The following is a 14,787-nucleotide window of genomic DNA, read 5'->3' on the forward strand; positions in this document are numbered from 1 at the left end:
TGCAAATGCGCAAAGCAAACTTGCCAGTGCAGGTGGCATGGCCGGTTTGAACTAATTCAATTTTTTAGATAGCAGGCGGCCCGCGTGCAGGTAAAGGTGCGGCAACAATCGATGCCAGGCGTGCAGCGGGTATGGAGCGGGTAGTGTAGGAAAGAGCGTGGGGTGCCGCAAAAACCGTGGTTTGCGGGAAGCTGGCAGGCAAACTGGCTGCCAGACACATGGAGCAATCAAGCATGTGCGTCATGCTCTTGCCAGTCTCTTTGACACCACTGCCGTCCGCTTTGATGAATTTATAACCGGTACTGGTACAGATCAGATTCATGCCCTGTTCGCCGGATTTCACCACAGAAGATGCCATCGCGATACCCAGCGTCAGTACATACATCAGCAGTACAGCGCGCACCAGGTGGCGAAAACACGACAGGGAAATATGTTGGGCGGACATGGGGCGGAATTGTACCACCCTTCTGTTCTGCTATAAATCAGCTGTTGGAAGTCAGAAAAAATAAGCAGACTGACATCAAAGCAGACAAATTTGGGGCTATCATGGCGATTTTCGGGGCAAGCCTGGCCTGGGCCGCACAATGGCAAACAGCTGAACCTTGACCTTGTTCTGGGTATAGCCAGGCATCAGCCCCTTTACTCAACAGGTATTTGGCATCAGCAGAAGGATAGATCTTGAGACAAGTTAGCCTGGGTCAGCAACTGACCCGCACCAAGCCCATAGACCATAGCGAACAAGTGACGGACGATCAGGGCCATAGCCTGCATCGCTCACTGGGCTTGTTTTCCCTGACCATGATAGGCGTGGGTTCTACCATAGGTACCGGTATTTTCTTTACCATGGTAGAGGCCGTGCCCAAGGCTGGGCCTTCGGTCATTTTGTCTTTCATCATTGCAGCGATTACGGCTGGTTTGACAGCGCTGTGCTATTCCGAGTTGTCTTCCCGTATCCCGGCATCCGGTTCTTCGTATTCTTATGCTTATGCAACAGTCGGTGAATTTGGCGCCTTCATTGTTGCCGCCTGTTTATTGCTGGAATATGGTCTGGCTGCCAGTGCCACGGCGATAGGCTGGTCTGCCTATCTGAATAATTTCCTGACCAATGCCCTTGGCTGGCAGATACCTGAAATGCTGCGTTCACCCATGATTGTTGCGGGTGCCAATGGCGTCGAGTTTCATGCAGGACAATTTAATCTGCCACCGATGGTGCTGGTGGCGATTTGCTGCGTACTTTTGCTACGCGGTGCCAAGGAATCTGCGACGGTAAATGCCGTCATGGTCATGATCAAGCTGGTGATTCTGACTTTCTTTGCCATCGTGGCATTCTCCGGTTTTAATGCCGAGCATTTCACACCTTTCTTTAATACTGACAACAGCAAGGGTCTGGCCGGTATGGCTGGCGTAACGGCTGCTGCCGGTACGGTATTCTTTTCCTTTATCGGTCTTGATACGGTGGCAACTGCTGGTGCTGAGGTCAAGAACCCCAAGCGTAATGTTCCGCTCGGTATCATGGCGGCGCTGGTCGTCGTGACGGTATTTTATTTGCTGGTGGCAGTCGCCGCGGTTGGTGCCCAACCTGCCAAAATGTTTGAAGGCCAGGAAGCTGGTCTGGCAGTGATCTTGCAAAACGTCACGGGCAGAGCCTGGCCTGCATTGATATTGTCTGCTGGTGCTGTGATCTCGGTATTCAGCGTGACCCTGGTGACTATTTATGGCCAGAGCCGGATTTTGTTTGCGATCAGTAAAGATGGCTTGATCCCAAGCTCCTTCCAGCGTGTGCATGCGCGTACCCGTACACCTGTCAGCAATACCATCATCGTCTGCCTGCTGGTAGGTATCGTCGCAGGCCTGGTTGATTCGACCTTCCTGTGGGATATGGTCAGTATGGGTACCCTGGTCGCCTTCATGGTGGTTTCGGTTGCCGTGCCTGTGATACGCAGGCAGAAGCTGGGTGACGAAGCGGGTGGTTTCCGCGTGCCTTTCGGTCCTTATCTGATACCGGGCATGAGCATACTGGCTTGCCTGTATATCCTCAAGGATTTGTCGGCAACGACTTACCATGTGTTCTTTATCTGGATGGCAATCACTATCGTGATTTATTTCCTGTACAGCAGAGCCCATTCACACTTGAATAAACAGCAATAAGCCTGATATTCGTGAAGCGCCCGGTTTGTGGCGTCTTCAGGAAAAGAGCGAGATCATGAAACTGCCATCATTATGTTTTGCCGCTTTAGCTATCTTCACCGCCTTCTCTGTATACAGCACAGTTACCCTGGCTGAAAACGTCGGCAGTGTTGATACTGCCTTCAAACTCATAGGCCCGGACCACAAGGTCGTCGTGGAAGCTTATGATGATCCTAAGGTCAATGGCGTCACCTGTTATGTGTCGCGTGCCAAGACTGGCGGCATCTCAGGTGGCCTGGGCCTGGCAGAAGACAAGTCTGAAGCCTCGATTGCCTGTCGCCAGGTTGGCCCCATCAGTTTTAATGGTCAGCTTAAACAGCAGGATGAAGTTTTTAATCAAAGTCTGTCTATACTGTTCAAAAAGCTGCGCATAGTCCGCATGGTCGATCAAAAGCGCAATGCGCTGGTGTATCTGACTTATTCCGACAAACTGATAGATGGCTCACCGAAGAATAGTGTGACGGCTGTTCCAGTAGATCGCAGTACGCCCATCCCTGTCAAATAGTTCTGGAGCCCGGGAGTCCGGGAGTCTGGGAAGTATGCTTGGAAAGAAGGCGGCGCTTTATATGTAAAAAATGTTTGGGTTTTTCTATCCAGCAATGATTTACGCTTACAATAGCAGCCTGTAGGCCTTATCTCTTCCTGGTGTATCAACCGTACTATTATGACAAGCTCTGCTGCGGCCCCCCGGCTGACCACTGAACAATCCGTTGATGCGCTCGTCAAGACGATACGCATACCACCACGTCCCAGTCTGCTGGCAGACGTGCAGGCAGAGCTTGCCGCCAATGATCCTGATCCCCGTAAATTGACTGGCATCATTGCCAATGATGTGGCGATGTCTGCATCATTATTGAAATTGGCCAACTCTTCTTTCTTCGGTTTGCGCCTCAAAGCCAAATCAGTGGAGCACGCTGTCAATCTGTTAGGAATTACCCAGTGCGGTAATCTGATGACGGGCATTATTGCCCGGCAAAGCATACAGGTTGAGAAAATCTCCCTCGTCAAATTCTGGGATTTTTCTACCAAACGTGCCCAGGCCATGACACAACTGGCCAGACGCATGCGTGTTTGTCCGCCTGATCAGGCCCATACCTTTGGTTTGTTTTGCGACATAGGCATACCCTTGTTGCTGGAACGTTTTCCTGATTACAACGAGACTCTGGATCTGGCAAATCAGGAAACACGCGAAGCCTTTACTGCCGTCGAAGAACAGCGTCATACCACCTCGCATACAGCCATAGGTTCTCTGATGGCGCGTACCTGGGGTTTGCCTGAGAGCGTATCTTTGGCGATACTTTTGCATCATGACTATAGTGTTTTGAATGACGCCAATACCGAAGATTCAGTCAAAAGCCTGATCGCCCTGGCCCTGCTTGCCGAATATGGAATACAAAAATACCATGGGCAAGAATTTTCTTGTGAGTGGGAAAAAGGTGGTGCAGCTGCCTGTGAATTTTTGGGCTTGTCTGCCGATGAAGTTGAAGACAGGTTTGAAGAATTGCACGAACTATTCAATCATGCGCATTAGCATTGATAGGTTGTTCATTTACCAGCTAAAAGCCGTCCTCTCATGGGCGGCTTTTTAACAGGTTGGCGGGCAACATAAAGATCGCCCGCAATAATTCAAATACACCATTCACTGCAATGCCCAGCACACGGAAGGGCAGCAACAGCAGCCACACCAGTGGATAGATCACCAGGGCCAGTATGGCTAATGGCCAGCAGAGTACAAACAAGATAATCCAGATCAAAAAGCCTAGCATTATTTTTCCTTAAGCGATGATGGCGCGCAACAGGCTGCTCAGGATAACCAGAGCGATAGTGGCGATGACAACGCCGTCCATGTTTGCTGTGATGTTCATGATATTTCCTTTCAATTCGGGTGGGAGTGATTGCACTTTAGGCCGTCGCCATATTGGCCGCCAGTAGCAGGCGACGAAGTGCAATTTTCTAGTATCGGAATGCGTTTGCAGGCGACGAATTGAGGGTGATGTTTAGCGCCGCAGATCGTGCCACCCAGACTCGCCACTTCTTGATAATTTAAAAATAATTATTTGCCAGCGATCCAAAAAAAGCTTGACTTGGCGCTCGTGTGTTCGCAAACTTCAATTATTAGTCGGTTGCATAATAATTATTGACGAAAAGAAATATGGCACGTCCTTCACAACAACTTGACGAAGTTTTATTGCAAAGCGGGCGCGCCCTGTTTGCCCGGCATGGCTGTGGCGGCTTGTCCCTGCGCATGCTGGCGGAACATGCAGGCGTGAACGTAGGCATGTTCCATTATCACTTCAAGAATAAAGATAATTTCCTGACGCAGTTACTGCAAACCATGTACGACGAAGTGTTCGTGCAACTGCAGGCTGAAGTGAATCATGAAGGTTCGCCCGTACAGCGTCTGCGTGAGGCTTTGTATTTGCTCGGTCGTTTATTGCGCGAACATGGCGGCTGGATAGGCCGGGTCTGGGCCGATGCTGCCATGGGTGAAAAAGTAGCCAGGCAGTTTCTCGAAAAAAATGGCTCGCGTCACGTAATGCTGATCACCGGTTTGTTGATGCAGGCCATGCAGGCTGGCGAGATTGCCATGGCGCCACCCACCCATGCTCTGGCGTTCTTGATGGCCAGCGTTGCCGCTCCCATGGTGATCGTGCCGCGTGCACTGGATATGGGCTTTGTACCAGCCATGTTGCAAGAACCTTTAAGCCAGGTATTGAGCGATGCCGCTATTGCCGACCGTGTCAACCGTGCCTTGTATGCCCTGGCTGCAACGAATGAGGAGTTACACCGTGTATAAACAATTCAAACCAGCAGCAGTATTGCCATTGACACTTGCAGTGTTATTCATGCTGGCAGGCTGCAATGAAAAGACCTCCACTGCCTGGTCAGGTTATGCAGAAGGTGATTACGTCTATATCTCTGCACCGCTGGGCGGCAAACTCGACAGTATCAAAGTGCAGGCAGGCCAGCAAGTCAGCAAGGATAGCCCGCTGTTTGCCCTTGATGCCGAAGCTGAAAATGCTGCCCATGACGAAGCCAGTGCCCGACTTACGAGCGCACAGGCACAGGCCAGCAATACAGAAAAAGGCAGGCGCACAGAAGAGATCGCCGTCACCCAGGCGCAACTGACAAGTGCTCAGGCACAGGCCGCCCTGGCAAGACAGGAATTGGCGCGTCAACAGCAACTGGTCGGGCAGGGCTTTGTGTCCAAGTCCCGCATCGACGATGCACAAACCAATGTCAAACTCGCGGAAGCACGCGTGGCAGAACTGAACGCCGCATTGAGTGTCGCAAAGCTGCCAGCACGCGTAGATGAACGTGCCGCTGCCCAGGCCAGTGCCGATGCCGCAAAAGAAGCCTTGCGCCAGACGATATGGCGCTCAGGCCAAAAATCACAAAACGCACCCGCGAATGCGTTAGTGGCAGAAGTGTTTTTCCGTCAGGGCGAATATGTACAAGCGGGCCAGCCGGTATTGTCGCTGCTACCGCCAGAAAACCGTAAAGCCCGGTTCTTTGTGCCGGAAGCTGAGTTGGGCAAGATCGCTGTTGGTCAGGCAGTCAGCCTGCATTGCGATGGTTGCGCAGCATCTATACCTGCCCACATCTCCCGTATCGCCAGCCAGGCTGAATACACACCACCCGTGATTTATTCAAATGCGCAAAGAGCCAAGCTGGTGTTCATGGTCGAGGCCAAACCTGATCAGCCCGGCAAACTCTTGCTGCATCCTGGTCAGCCTCTGGATGTGTCGCTTTTGTCTGCGGTAACAGGCGCAGGAAAAGCGCAGTGAATAACGTAACGAACACCAGCATTGATACAGGAAACCTGGCCATCAATGTGCATGGCCTGAGTAAATCCTATGGTGGTCGTGCGGTGGTCGATAAGGTCGAACTGCAAGTCGCCAAGGGCCGTATCTGTGGTTTTCTGGGGCCAAATGGCAGCGGCAAGACCACCACCATACGCATGCTCTGTGGCTTGCTGACGCCCGATGCTGGTGCGGGTTCCTGCCTGGGTCTGGATATCATCAAACAGGCAGAACAGATCAAGCGCCAGGTCGGTTATATGACGCAAAAGTTTGGCCTCTATGATGATCTGTCGATACGCCAGAACCTCGATTTCGTGGCGCGCCTGTTTGAGCTGCCCAACAGAAAAAATGCAGTCGATCTTTCTCTCGAAAGACTGGGCCTGACAGCCCGGCAGCAGCAACTGGCAGGATCATTGTCTGGTGGCTGGAAACAGCGCCTCGCACTGGCGGCCTGCCTCATCCATGAACCGCGCCTGCTGTTGCTGGATGAACCAACGGCTGGCGTCGATCCCAAGGCGCGTCGCGATTTTTGGGACCAGATTCATTTGCTGGCTGACCAGGGTATCACAGTGCTGGTGTCCACCCATTACATGGATGAAGCAGAACGCTGCCATGAACTTTGCTATATCGCCTACGGCAAGATACTGGCGCGTGGCACGGAGTCAGAAATCATACACGACTCCAAGCTCAAGGTCTGGACTCTGCAAGGTGAGCAACTGGGTTCTGTGCTTGAGCCCCTGAAGTCGGCACCAGGGGTATTAAGTGTCGCCGCATTCGGCAATGCCATCCACGTCGCGGGACTGGACGAGGCCCTGGTCTTGCAGGCACTCGATACCATCAGACATCAGACCAATATACAAATCACGCCGAGTGCAGCGAATCTGGAAGATGTCTTCATCAGCCTGATCGCCAGCGCACCTGATAATTTTTCCAAAGACGATATTCAACAAATACAGAAAATACGTCAAAAGGTGAAGGCATGAAGCGCTTTTCGCTGGCACGCATGTTCGCCATCTTTATCAAGGAATTCCAGCAAATGATGCGTGACCGCCTGACCTTTGCCATGGCGGTCGGCATCCCCATCCTGCAACTCATCCTGTTCGGCTATGCCATCAATACAGACCCCAAAGGCTTGCCAACTGCCGTAGTCAACACCGACAATAGTGCCATGGCACGCAGCTTTGTCGTTGCCATGCAAAACACAGGCTACTTCCGTATCGACTCGGTAGGCCAGAGTGAGCAAGAGGCAGAAGCCTTGCTGGAAAAAGGCAAAATACAATTCATGCTGGTGATACCGCCACAATTCACCCAGCAACTGGTGCGCGGTGAAAAACCAGCCTTGCTGATCTCCGTTGATGCGACTGATCCTTCAGCATCAGGTAACGCCATCGCCGCACTGAATGTCATCGCCACCCAGGCCTTGCATCACGATCTCAAAGGCCCTTTGCAATACCTGCAAACCGCCACGCCAGCTTATGAGGTTCGCGTGCACCGCCGCTATAATCCTGAGGGCCTGTCACGCTATAACATCGTGCCTGGCCTGATAGGCACCATACTCACCATGACCATGGTCATGCTGACCTCGCTCGCCATGACAAGAGAACGTGAGCGCGGCACCATGGAAAACCTGCTGGCAACTCCGGTGCGCCCGGCAGAAGTCATGGTCGGCAAAATCCTGCCCTATGTGCTGATCGGTTACATCCAACTCGGCGTCATCATTAGCGCCGCCTTCCTGTTATTTGAAGTGCCCATGATGGGCAGCTTCAGCCTTCTCATGAGCATGATAGGTGTTTTCATCCTCGCCAATCTTGCAGTGGGCTTCACCTTTTCGACGATCGCAAAGAACCAGTTGCAAGCGATGCAGATGACTTTCTTTTTCTTCCTGCCATCGATGCTGCTGTCCGGTTTCATGTTCCCTTTTCGCGCCATGCCGGAATGGGCACAAGCGATAGGCGAAGCACTGCCATTGACGCACTTCCTGCGCATCGTGCGGGGGATTTTATTGAAGGGAAATACCGCAGACCAGCTAGCACCAGAGCTATGGCCCATGCTGGTGTTTCTGCTGGTGGCGGGGTTTGTGGCTTTGAAGAGGTATAGGCAGACTTTGGATTAAGACTGAAAACACCAATGCCACGGCTCATATTGAAACCCGCTGGTATTTCCTGGCGGGTAAGACATGTGAAAACCAAAGCGCCCTGCATTATTTTGCAGCCACGCAAAGGCAGCCGTGGTGTCAAAAGAAATTTCCAGCTCAGGGTCTTCTGGCGTGGCGATGTCTATCGCTCGGCCAGTGTGATGTTCGCTGTAGCCGGGTGGGGCGCAGACTAGTAATATGTCTTGCAGTTGCTGACCCTCAGCCAGTTTGTCGCTGATGATCTCGGTTTGTCTGGCGATGCTGCGGAAGGCGGAGATCATCAGCAGGGCAATGCCATCCTCGCTGGCGGCAGCCTTCATGGCTTGCCAGGCGAGCTTGGTGGCAGGTGTCAGCAGGTATTGCCTGCCATCTTCGCCGGTTTCTGCCAGTACCAGTTCTGTGGCTTCTTGCTGCGGTAGCAGGCCACGCTGTTCCAGTAGTTGCGGCGGGATGATGAAGTTTGCAGCCTGGCTGATGACCATGTTTATTTCGCCTTCAGATTAGCAAGCAGGGTGTCGAGTATGGCGGCGGTTTCTGCATCTGGCATGCCGTCAAACTTTGCTGGCCTGTACTTGGTCTGGAAGGCGACCAGCACACTGCGGGTGGTTTCATCGAGCAGACCGGTCTGTGGAATGCCATAGCCGTATTGTGCAAGTTTTTGCTGGAACCATTTGATGTCCGGTAGCTGCAGCTCATAAGCTGTCATGCGTTGTGCAACTTCTTCCGCCTTGGGCCAGGGGATCAGGCCAGCATCGGCCAGTTGCTTCCATGGGAAGAGCGGGCCAGGGTCTGACTTGCGCAACGGGGCGATGTCGGAATGGCCGAGTATGTATTCAGGGCGTATCTGGTAGCGTGCCGAGATATCCTTGACGAGGGCAATCACGCGGTCTATCTGGGCTTGCGGGAAGGGGAAGTAAATCCTGCCTTCTGGCGTATCCTTGAAACCGAGATTGACGATTTCTATGCCTATGGAACTGGCATTCAGTCGGCTATAGCCCTTCCATTCACTGAGACCAGCGTGATACGCCATGTGATTTTCCGGTACCAGTTGCCAGACTCTGATGGGGGCTTGATCACCAACCAGGTAATTGGCGCTGACGGCTTGCTGGCTGAGTACGCGCAAGGAGGTGGGTTCATCCAGAGCGGTGTAGTGCAGGATGATGAATTGCACGCGTTCTTCCTGGCTCTTGGCAGAAATGGTGGTATCAAGTTTGCCCATGGGGCCTACGGTGGCACAGCCACTGATGAAGAGGCTGACAGCAGTAAACAAACTATATAGCGTGATTTTTTTCATGGTAGGTTTTTGAGGTGTCGGGCAGCGAGCCGTGCTGCAGAAAAATGTGCCTGGCAAGTACTTTGGCGTAGGGATATCTCGGGTGATAAATTCTGGCGCAGGGATTCAACGATAGCCGGATGCAATTCCTGTACGCGTCCACTCAGTGCAATCGGTTTGCTGCCAAAGCGGGCGCACATGGCCATGCCCAGGCGCGCCAGTTCCTTACCTGCATTCTGCAAGATGGACATGGCGACTGGGTCACTGTAGGCAGCAGAGGCGACGGCCAGGGCGAGTTTGCCAATTTCGCCACGGCTGCGATGATAGATAAAGTCGCGCGATATATTCCAGTCATTGCCACCGATGAGCTTGAAAATACGGATCGCCATTTCTGAATTTTTCCACTGGCCGGGATTTTCATCTTCCGCCCGCCAGAGCTTGCTGATGGCTTCGCGTGCTATCCAGAAGCCACCCCCGGCATCATCAAGCAGATAACCACGGCCACCTGCCCGGTGAAATTCCCCATCGGCATCAATATAGGCAGCGATAGAGCCGGTACCTGCATAGATCAGATAACCAGTGCCGGGTTTGAAAATATCGAGATAGGCAATTTCTATGTCATTGCTGACCAGGATATGTTGCTTTTTTAAGTTAAAGCACTCAGCCAGCATATCTGGCAGGGTCTGTGAATCGCCGCCAAAGCCGGTGATGCCTGCGCGTATGCTGCCTACCTGGCCATGGCTGCCAGTGGCAGCTGCCAGGCTGGCAAATATCTGGTGCACGGCTTCTCTTCCTTCCGGTTTGTCAATTTGCAGCGCGGTCAGGCCTGCGGCCGTGCCGTTGGCAAGGATTTGTTCATCTTTGTTTGCCAGAGCCCAGCGTGTCTGTGTGCCGCCTGCATCTATGCCCAGCGCAATGTCTGCGGTTTGTTGTGCCAGGCTTGCTTGCTGATCAGGTGACATGAATACAGGTTTCTGTTGATTTTGTTGAAACATCGTCGTGCTGAATTGCAATAACTGGCAGTTGTTCGTTTATCATAGGGCGCTTCTGGCGCTGGCAGCGAATGAAAAGATGCATCCGGCTTATAACTTTTTGCTATGAAGCAGCAGCAAAATTTCAATCGTAATCCCGGTATTTTACTGGGAAGATGATCCAGGCCTTACCATTCAAGAAAAAGATAAAAATGACAAGCGAGACAGTTACTGCAGTCAAAAAACCTGAAGTTCCTGCGGGCGGGGTCTGGCGCTGGATACCCTCATTGTATTTCAGCCAGGGGATTCCTTACGTCGTGGTAATGACACTTTCCGTCATTATGTACAAAAACCTGGATATTTCCAATTCGGATATTGCATTATATACAAGCTGGTTATACCTGCCTTTTGTGATCAAGCCGTTCTGGTCGCCGTTCGTCGATATGTTCAAGACCAAACGCTTCTGGATCATTACGCTGGAACTGATCATAGGTGCGATGTTCGGGCTGGTGGCCCTGACCATACCCATGCCAGGTTTTTTCCAGGCGACGCTGCTGGTGTTCTGGTTGCTGGCGTTCAGTGCGGCCACCCATGACATCAGCTCGGATGGTTTTTACATGCTGGCGCTGGAACAGTATCAGCAGGCGGCTTTTGTTGGTGTACGCAGCATGTTTTTCAGAATATCCATGCTGACCGGGCAGGGCGCCCTGGTTTATCTGGCTGGCACGTTGCGCGACATGACAGGCGATGCCAGGTTTGGCTGGGTCGTGGTTTTTTGTGTGCTGGCGGTGATGTTCATCAGTCTGTCTGCCTACCATAAATGGGCCTTGCCACGTCCTGCCAGTGATACGGCGCATGGGGACCCGAATCAGGTAGTGGCCACTTTCTTTACGATCTTTGGCAAGTTCATCAAAAAGAAAAACATACTGCTGACGATAGCCTTTCTTTTGTTGTATCGCTTTGGTGAAGCGCAACTGGTCAAGATGGCACCACCGTTCTTGCTCGACAGTATCGATAAAGGTGGCCTTGGTCTTTCTACCCAGGCGGTTGGTATCGTGTATGGCACCATGGGCATGATAGCGCTGACCATAGGTGGCCTTGCCGGTGGTGCGCTGATCTCGCGTTTTGGTTTGAAACGCATGTTGTGGCCGATGGCACTGGCGATCAATGTGCCGCATCTGGTGTATGTCTATCTGGCCTTTGTGCAGCCAGGCAATATCTATCTGATTGGTGCTGCTGTCGCCATAGAACAAATGGGTTATGGTTTTGGCTTTACAGCCTATGTGCTGTATATGATCATGATTGCTGATGGCGAACACAAGACCGCGCATTATGCGATTTGTACGGGTTTCATGGCGCTGAGCATGATGTTGCCAGGGATGTTCAGTGGCCGCTTGCAAGAGAATTTGGGCTATGCCCATTTCTTTGTCTGGATATGTATCGCTGCCGTTCCTACCTTCGTTGTGACCGCCCTTATTAAAGTAGATCCGGCCTTTGGAAAAAAAACTGAATAGAGGCTGAATAAAATATGAACAAAACCGCTTACCCCTATCATTTTCAAAGCAACAGCTACAGCTCACCACAGCCTGGCAGCAGTGTCATTATCACTGGTGCCGTGCATGGCAATGAAACCTGCGGCACTCAGGCAATCCGCCGCGTCATTGCAGAACTCGAAGAGGGCAGCCTGCAATTGCTGGCTGGCCGTCTGACGCTGGTACCGGTATGCAATCCGCTGGCCTACAAACTGGGGCAAAGAGAAGGCGAACGCAACCTGAACCGCCGCCTGATACCAACGACTGATGTGCAGGAATTTGAAGATCATGTGGCAAACTGGTTATGCCCGTTGATGGCCCAGCATGATGTCTTGCTGGATCTGCATTCTTTCCGTAGTCAGGGCGAGCCTTTTGTCCTTATAGGGCCAGAAAATAATCGTGGCCCCATAGAATCATTCAGCCATGAAAAACAGGAACTGGCCATGGCCATGCGCCTCGGTGTGCACAGGCTGGTGGATGGCTGGCTCAGCACTTATGCGCGTGGCGTGCAATGCCGCCAGGAGCGGCTGGCACATGATGCCGATGCCAAAACTGTGGCAAATGCAAATACACAGTTTGGCGTAGGTACCACAGAATACATGCGTTCAGTCGGTGGTTATGCGATGACGCTGGAATGCGGCCAGCATCTCGACCCGCAAGCGCCAGCGGTGGCTTATACCGCCATCGTCAACAGCCTGCGTCACCTGGGTGTGATCGCCGGTGCAGCGCCAGAACCTGTGGCACAGGTGGAAGCACTGCGCATCTATGATGTCATCGATAAACTGCATGATGGCGATCGTTTCGTGCGCGAATGGCGCAGCTTTGATGAATTGAAACAAGGCGAGCTGATAGGCAAGCGCGCCGATGGTACTGAAGTCAGGGCAGATCAGGATGGCCGCATCATCTTCCCTGACGCTGGTGCCAGTGCTGGTGAAGAATGGTTTTACCTGACCAAACCCAACCCCCGACTGGCCCTGGCCGGGTCTGGAAAGTCGATAGCATGAGTTTGCGTTTCCTTTGTGCTGCATTGCTGGGTGTGTCTGCCCTGGTCAGCGTGATGCCTGTACATGCTGCAGCCAGCAATGAAAAAGTCTTGCGCGTGCTGGTGACGACACCAGAGAGCAGCCTCGACCCGGCAGTGGCATCTGACGTACCCTCCGTCAGTATCAACGAAAATATTTTTGAACCCATGCTGCGCTATGACTACCTGGCGCGACCTGTCAAACTCAAGCCAAATACCCTGAAAAGCATGCCAGAGATACTGGATCAGGGTAAAACCTATGTCCTGCATCTGCAACCCGGCATCCTGTTTACACCTGATCCTGCATTCAAGGGCAAGCCCAGGGAATTGACGGCAGAAGATTACATCTACAGCATCAAGCGCATCTATGACCCTGCGGTCAAGTCGCCGTGGCTGTTCATGTTTGAAGGCAAGTTGCTCGGTGATGAAAAACTCAAGCCCGCCAAAGATGGCAAGGGCCAGGACTTCAATCTGCAAACCAGCATCCCCGGTTTGCAGGCGTTGGATAAATACACCTTGCGCGTGCGCCTGAACGCACCTGACAGCAATTTCCTGTTCATCCTGGCGACTACTGCTACTGGGGCCGTAGCCAGGGAAGTGGTTGAGGCTTATGGCAACCAGGTCGGCAATCACCCCATAGGAACCGGCCCTTTCATACTCGGGCAATGGCAACGCAGTTTTCGTATAGAGTTACTGGCGAATCCGCAATACCGCAAAGTGGTGTTCAATGACCAGGGTACCGATGATGTTACCAGGAAAATCGCTGCCAGCCTGGCAGGGCAGACCTTGCCGCGTGTCAGCAAGGTAGAAATCAAGATCATGGAAGAGCAGCAGTCGCGTGTGCTGGGTTTTCTGAACCATGAGTTTGACTATCTGGAACAAGTGCCGCCGCCACTGTCGAATATGGTGCTGGATGATGGCAAGCTCAAGCCAGCATTACAACAGCAGGGCGTGCGTCTGTCGCTGTTCACTCCACTTCAAACTTCTTATATGTGGATGAATATGGAAGACCCGGTGATAGGCGGCTATACCCCGGAGAAAATCGCCCTGCGCCGCGCCATTGCCCTCAGTTATGACAGCAAGGAAGACATCGCCTTGATGGAAAAAGGCCTGGCGATACAGGCGCAATCTCCTTTGCCACCGAATGTGCTGGGTTACGATGCCAGCTATAAAACTCCGGTGCAATATGACCTAAAGCTGGCCAATGCCTTGCTCGACAAATTTGGCTATAAACGCGCGGCAGATGGTTACCGCAATCTGCCTGATGGGCAGGCATTGTATTTGCAAATGCATAGTCTGGCCAGCACGACCGGCCGCTTGCGCGACGAAGTCTGGCGCAAGAACCTGGATGCTATCGGCATTCACGTCAGCTTCAAGACTGACAAGCATTCTGAAATCTTGCGTGCTGCCCGCCTGGGCAAGGTGCAGATGACCGAGGCCAACTGGATTGCTGATTTTCCCGATGCCGAGAATTTTTACCAGCTTCTGTATGGCCCGAATGCCGGTCGTGCCAATTATTCGCGCTTCAACTTGCCTGCCTTTAACAAGCTGTATGAAGAAGCCATGCGTCTGAGCGACAGCCCGGAGAGAACGGCTATTTACCGGCAAATGGCACAGCTCATGCATGGCTATAGCCCCTGGGTGCCGCGTATACACCCTGTGACGGCAGATTTATCCCAGCCCTGGCTACAAAACTTCTACAGACATCCGGTGGATTTTACAAGCTGGCGCTATGTTGATGTGGATGTTGCAGCCCGTAATAAAGTATTAAAATAATTTGTATTGATAGCCTGATGGAAGTTCAAAGCCTGATCATTCCATCTGGTTATATGTCATCGGTAAGTTTTCATTGGCAGGTGCAGGTGA

The 14,787-nt window shown here is 52.4% G+C and carries 15 protein-coding genes; 10 read left to right on the top strand and 5 right to left on the bottom strand.

All coding sequences use genetic code 11. The features are described from left to right. Positions 1–64: 64 nt before the first annotated feature. Positions 65–445, bottom strand: a complete 381-nt coding sequence (locus UNDKW_RS05775) for a DUF2946 family protein (RefSeq protein WP_162057934.1) — start codon at positions 443–445, stop codon at positions 65–67. Positions 446–678: 233 nt separating this feature from the next. Between UNDKW_RS05775 and UNDKW_RS05780 the strand changes: the two genes are divergently transcribed. From UNDKW_RS05780 to UNDKW_RS05790, 3 genes are all read left to right on the top strand, one after another. Beyond that, complete coding sequence (locus UNDKW_RS05780) at positions 679–2,148, top strand: APC family permease (RefSeq protein ID WP_162057935.1); 1,470 nt, start codon at positions 679–681, stop codon at positions 2,146–2,148. Positions 2,149–2,203: 55 nt separating this feature from the next. After that, positions 2,204–2,692 carry a CreA family protein gene (locus UNDKW_RS05785; RefSeq protein ID WP_162057936.1) on the top strand — a complete coding sequence of 163 codons (489 nt, stop codon included), beginning with the start codon at positions 2,204–2,206 and terminating at the stop codon, positions 2,690–2,692. A 159-nt stretch (positions 2,693–2,851) separates the two neighbouring features. Then, a complete protein-coding gene (locus UNDKW_RS05790) occupies positions 2,852–3,718 on the top strand; it encodes an HDOD domain-containing protein (RefSeq protein WP_162057937.1) in 867 nt (288 codons plus the stop codon). Between the two features lie 40 nt (positions 3,719–3,758). Here the strand turns inward: UNDKW_RS05790 and UNDKW_RS05795 are convergent, their stop codons facing one another. After that, positions 3,759–3,953, bottom strand: a complete 195-nt coding sequence (locus tag UNDKW_RS05795) for a hypothetical protein (RefSeq protein ID WP_162040196.1) — start codon at positions 3,951–3,953, stop codon at positions 3,759–3,761. 386 nt (positions 3,954–4,339) lie between these two features. Between UNDKW_RS05795 and UNDKW_RS05800 the strand changes: the two genes are divergently transcribed. From UNDKW_RS05800 to UNDKW_RS05815, 4 genes are read left to right on the top strand one after another with little or no spacing between them, the layout of a single operon-like run. Next, positions 4,340–4,984, top strand: a complete 645-nt coding sequence (locus UNDKW_RS05800; RefSeq protein WP_162057938.1) for a TetR/AcrR family transcriptional regulator — start codon at positions 4,340–4,342, stop codon at positions 4,982–4,984. Next, positions 4,977–5,975 (top strand): HlyD family secretion protein, encoded by a 999-nt coding sequence (locus UNDKW_RS05805; RefSeq protein ID WP_162057939.1) that lies wholly within the window; start codon positions 4,977–4,979, stop codon positions 5,973–5,975. Before UNDKW_RS05800 ends, UNDKW_RS05805 begins: the two co-directional genes overlap by 8 nt. Beyond that, the gene (locus tag UNDKW_RS05810; RefSeq protein WP_197893101.1) at positions 5,972–6,973 is read left to right on the top strand and encodes an ABC transporter ATP-binding protein; all 1,002 of its coding nucleotides are present in this window, start codon (positions 5,972–5,974) and stop codon (positions 6,971–6,973) included. Before UNDKW_RS05805 ends, UNDKW_RS05810 begins: the two co-directional genes overlap by 4 nt. Continuing rightward, a complete protein-coding gene (locus tag UNDKW_RS05815) occupies positions 6,970–8,103 on the top strand; it encodes an ABC transporter permease (RefSeq protein ID WP_162057940.1) in 1,134 nt (377 codons plus the stop codon). Before UNDKW_RS05810 ends, UNDKW_RS05815 begins: the two co-directional genes overlap by 4 nt. Here UNDKW_RS05815 and UNDKW_RS05820 read toward each other — a convergent pair. From UNDKW_RS05820 to UNDKW_RS05830, 3 genes are read right to left on the bottom strand one after another with little or no spacing between them, the layout of a single operon-like run. Beyond that, the gene (locus UNDKW_RS05820; RefSeq protein WP_162057941.1) at positions 8,100–8,606 is read right to left on the bottom strand and encodes a D-alanyl-D-alanine carboxypeptidase family protein; all 507 of its coding nucleotides are present in this window, start codon (positions 8,604–8,606) and stop codon (positions 8,100–8,102) included. The two genes, UNDKW_RS05815 and UNDKW_RS05820, sit on opposite strands and share 4 nt — an antisense overlap. Positions 8,607–8,608: 2 nt before the next feature. Continuing rightward, positions 8,609–9,418 (bottom strand): N-acetylmuramoyl-L-alanine amidase, encoded by an 810-nt coding sequence (locus tag UNDKW_RS05825; protein WP_162057942.1) that lies wholly within the window; start codon positions 9,416–9,418, stop codon positions 8,609–8,611. Next, the gene (locus UNDKW_RS05830) at positions 9,415–10,359 is read right to left on the bottom strand and encodes an N-acetylglucosamine kinase (protein WP_162061783.1); all 945 of its coding nucleotides are present in this window, start codon (positions 10,357–10,359) and stop codon (positions 9,415–9,417) included. The genes UNDKW_RS05825 and UNDKW_RS05830 overlap by 4 nt, the downstream gene beginning before the upstream one ends. 221 nt (positions 10,360–10,580) lie before the next feature. Here UNDKW_RS05830 and UNDKW_RS05835 point away from each other — a divergent pair, with 221 nt between their 5' ends. The 3 genes from UNDKW_RS05835 to UNDKW_RS05845 are packed head-to-tail and all read left to right on the top strand — an operon-like array spanning position 10,581 to position 14,697. Beyond that, positions 10,581–11,882: an AmpG family muropeptide MFS transporter gene (locus tag UNDKW_RS05835; protein WP_162057943.1), complete on the top strand. Its 1,302-nt coding sequence runs from the start codon at positions 10,581–10,583 to the stop codon at positions 11,880–11,882. Positions 11,883–11,896: 14 nt separating this feature from the next. Continuing rightward, entirely contained in the window at positions 11,897–12,904 is a 1,008-nt protein-coding gene (locus UNDKW_RS05840) for a succinylglutamate desuccinylase/aspartoacylase family protein (RefSeq protein WP_162057944.1), read from the top strand. Beyond that, on the top strand, positions 12,838–14,697 hold the full coding sequence (locus UNDKW_RS05845; RefSeq protein ID WP_370529090.1) for an ABC transporter substrate-binding protein: 1,860 nt from the start codon (positions 12,838–12,840) through the stop codon (positions 14,695–14,697). Before UNDKW_RS05840 ends, UNDKW_RS05845 begins: the two co-directional genes overlap by 67 nt. Positions 14,698–14,787: the final 90 nt, after the last annotated feature.

Source organism: Undibacterium sp. KW1 (assembly GCF_009937955.1).
Taxonomy (GTDB): Bacteria; Pseudomonadota; Gammaproteobacteria; order Burkholderiales; family Burkholderiaceae_D; genus Undibacterium.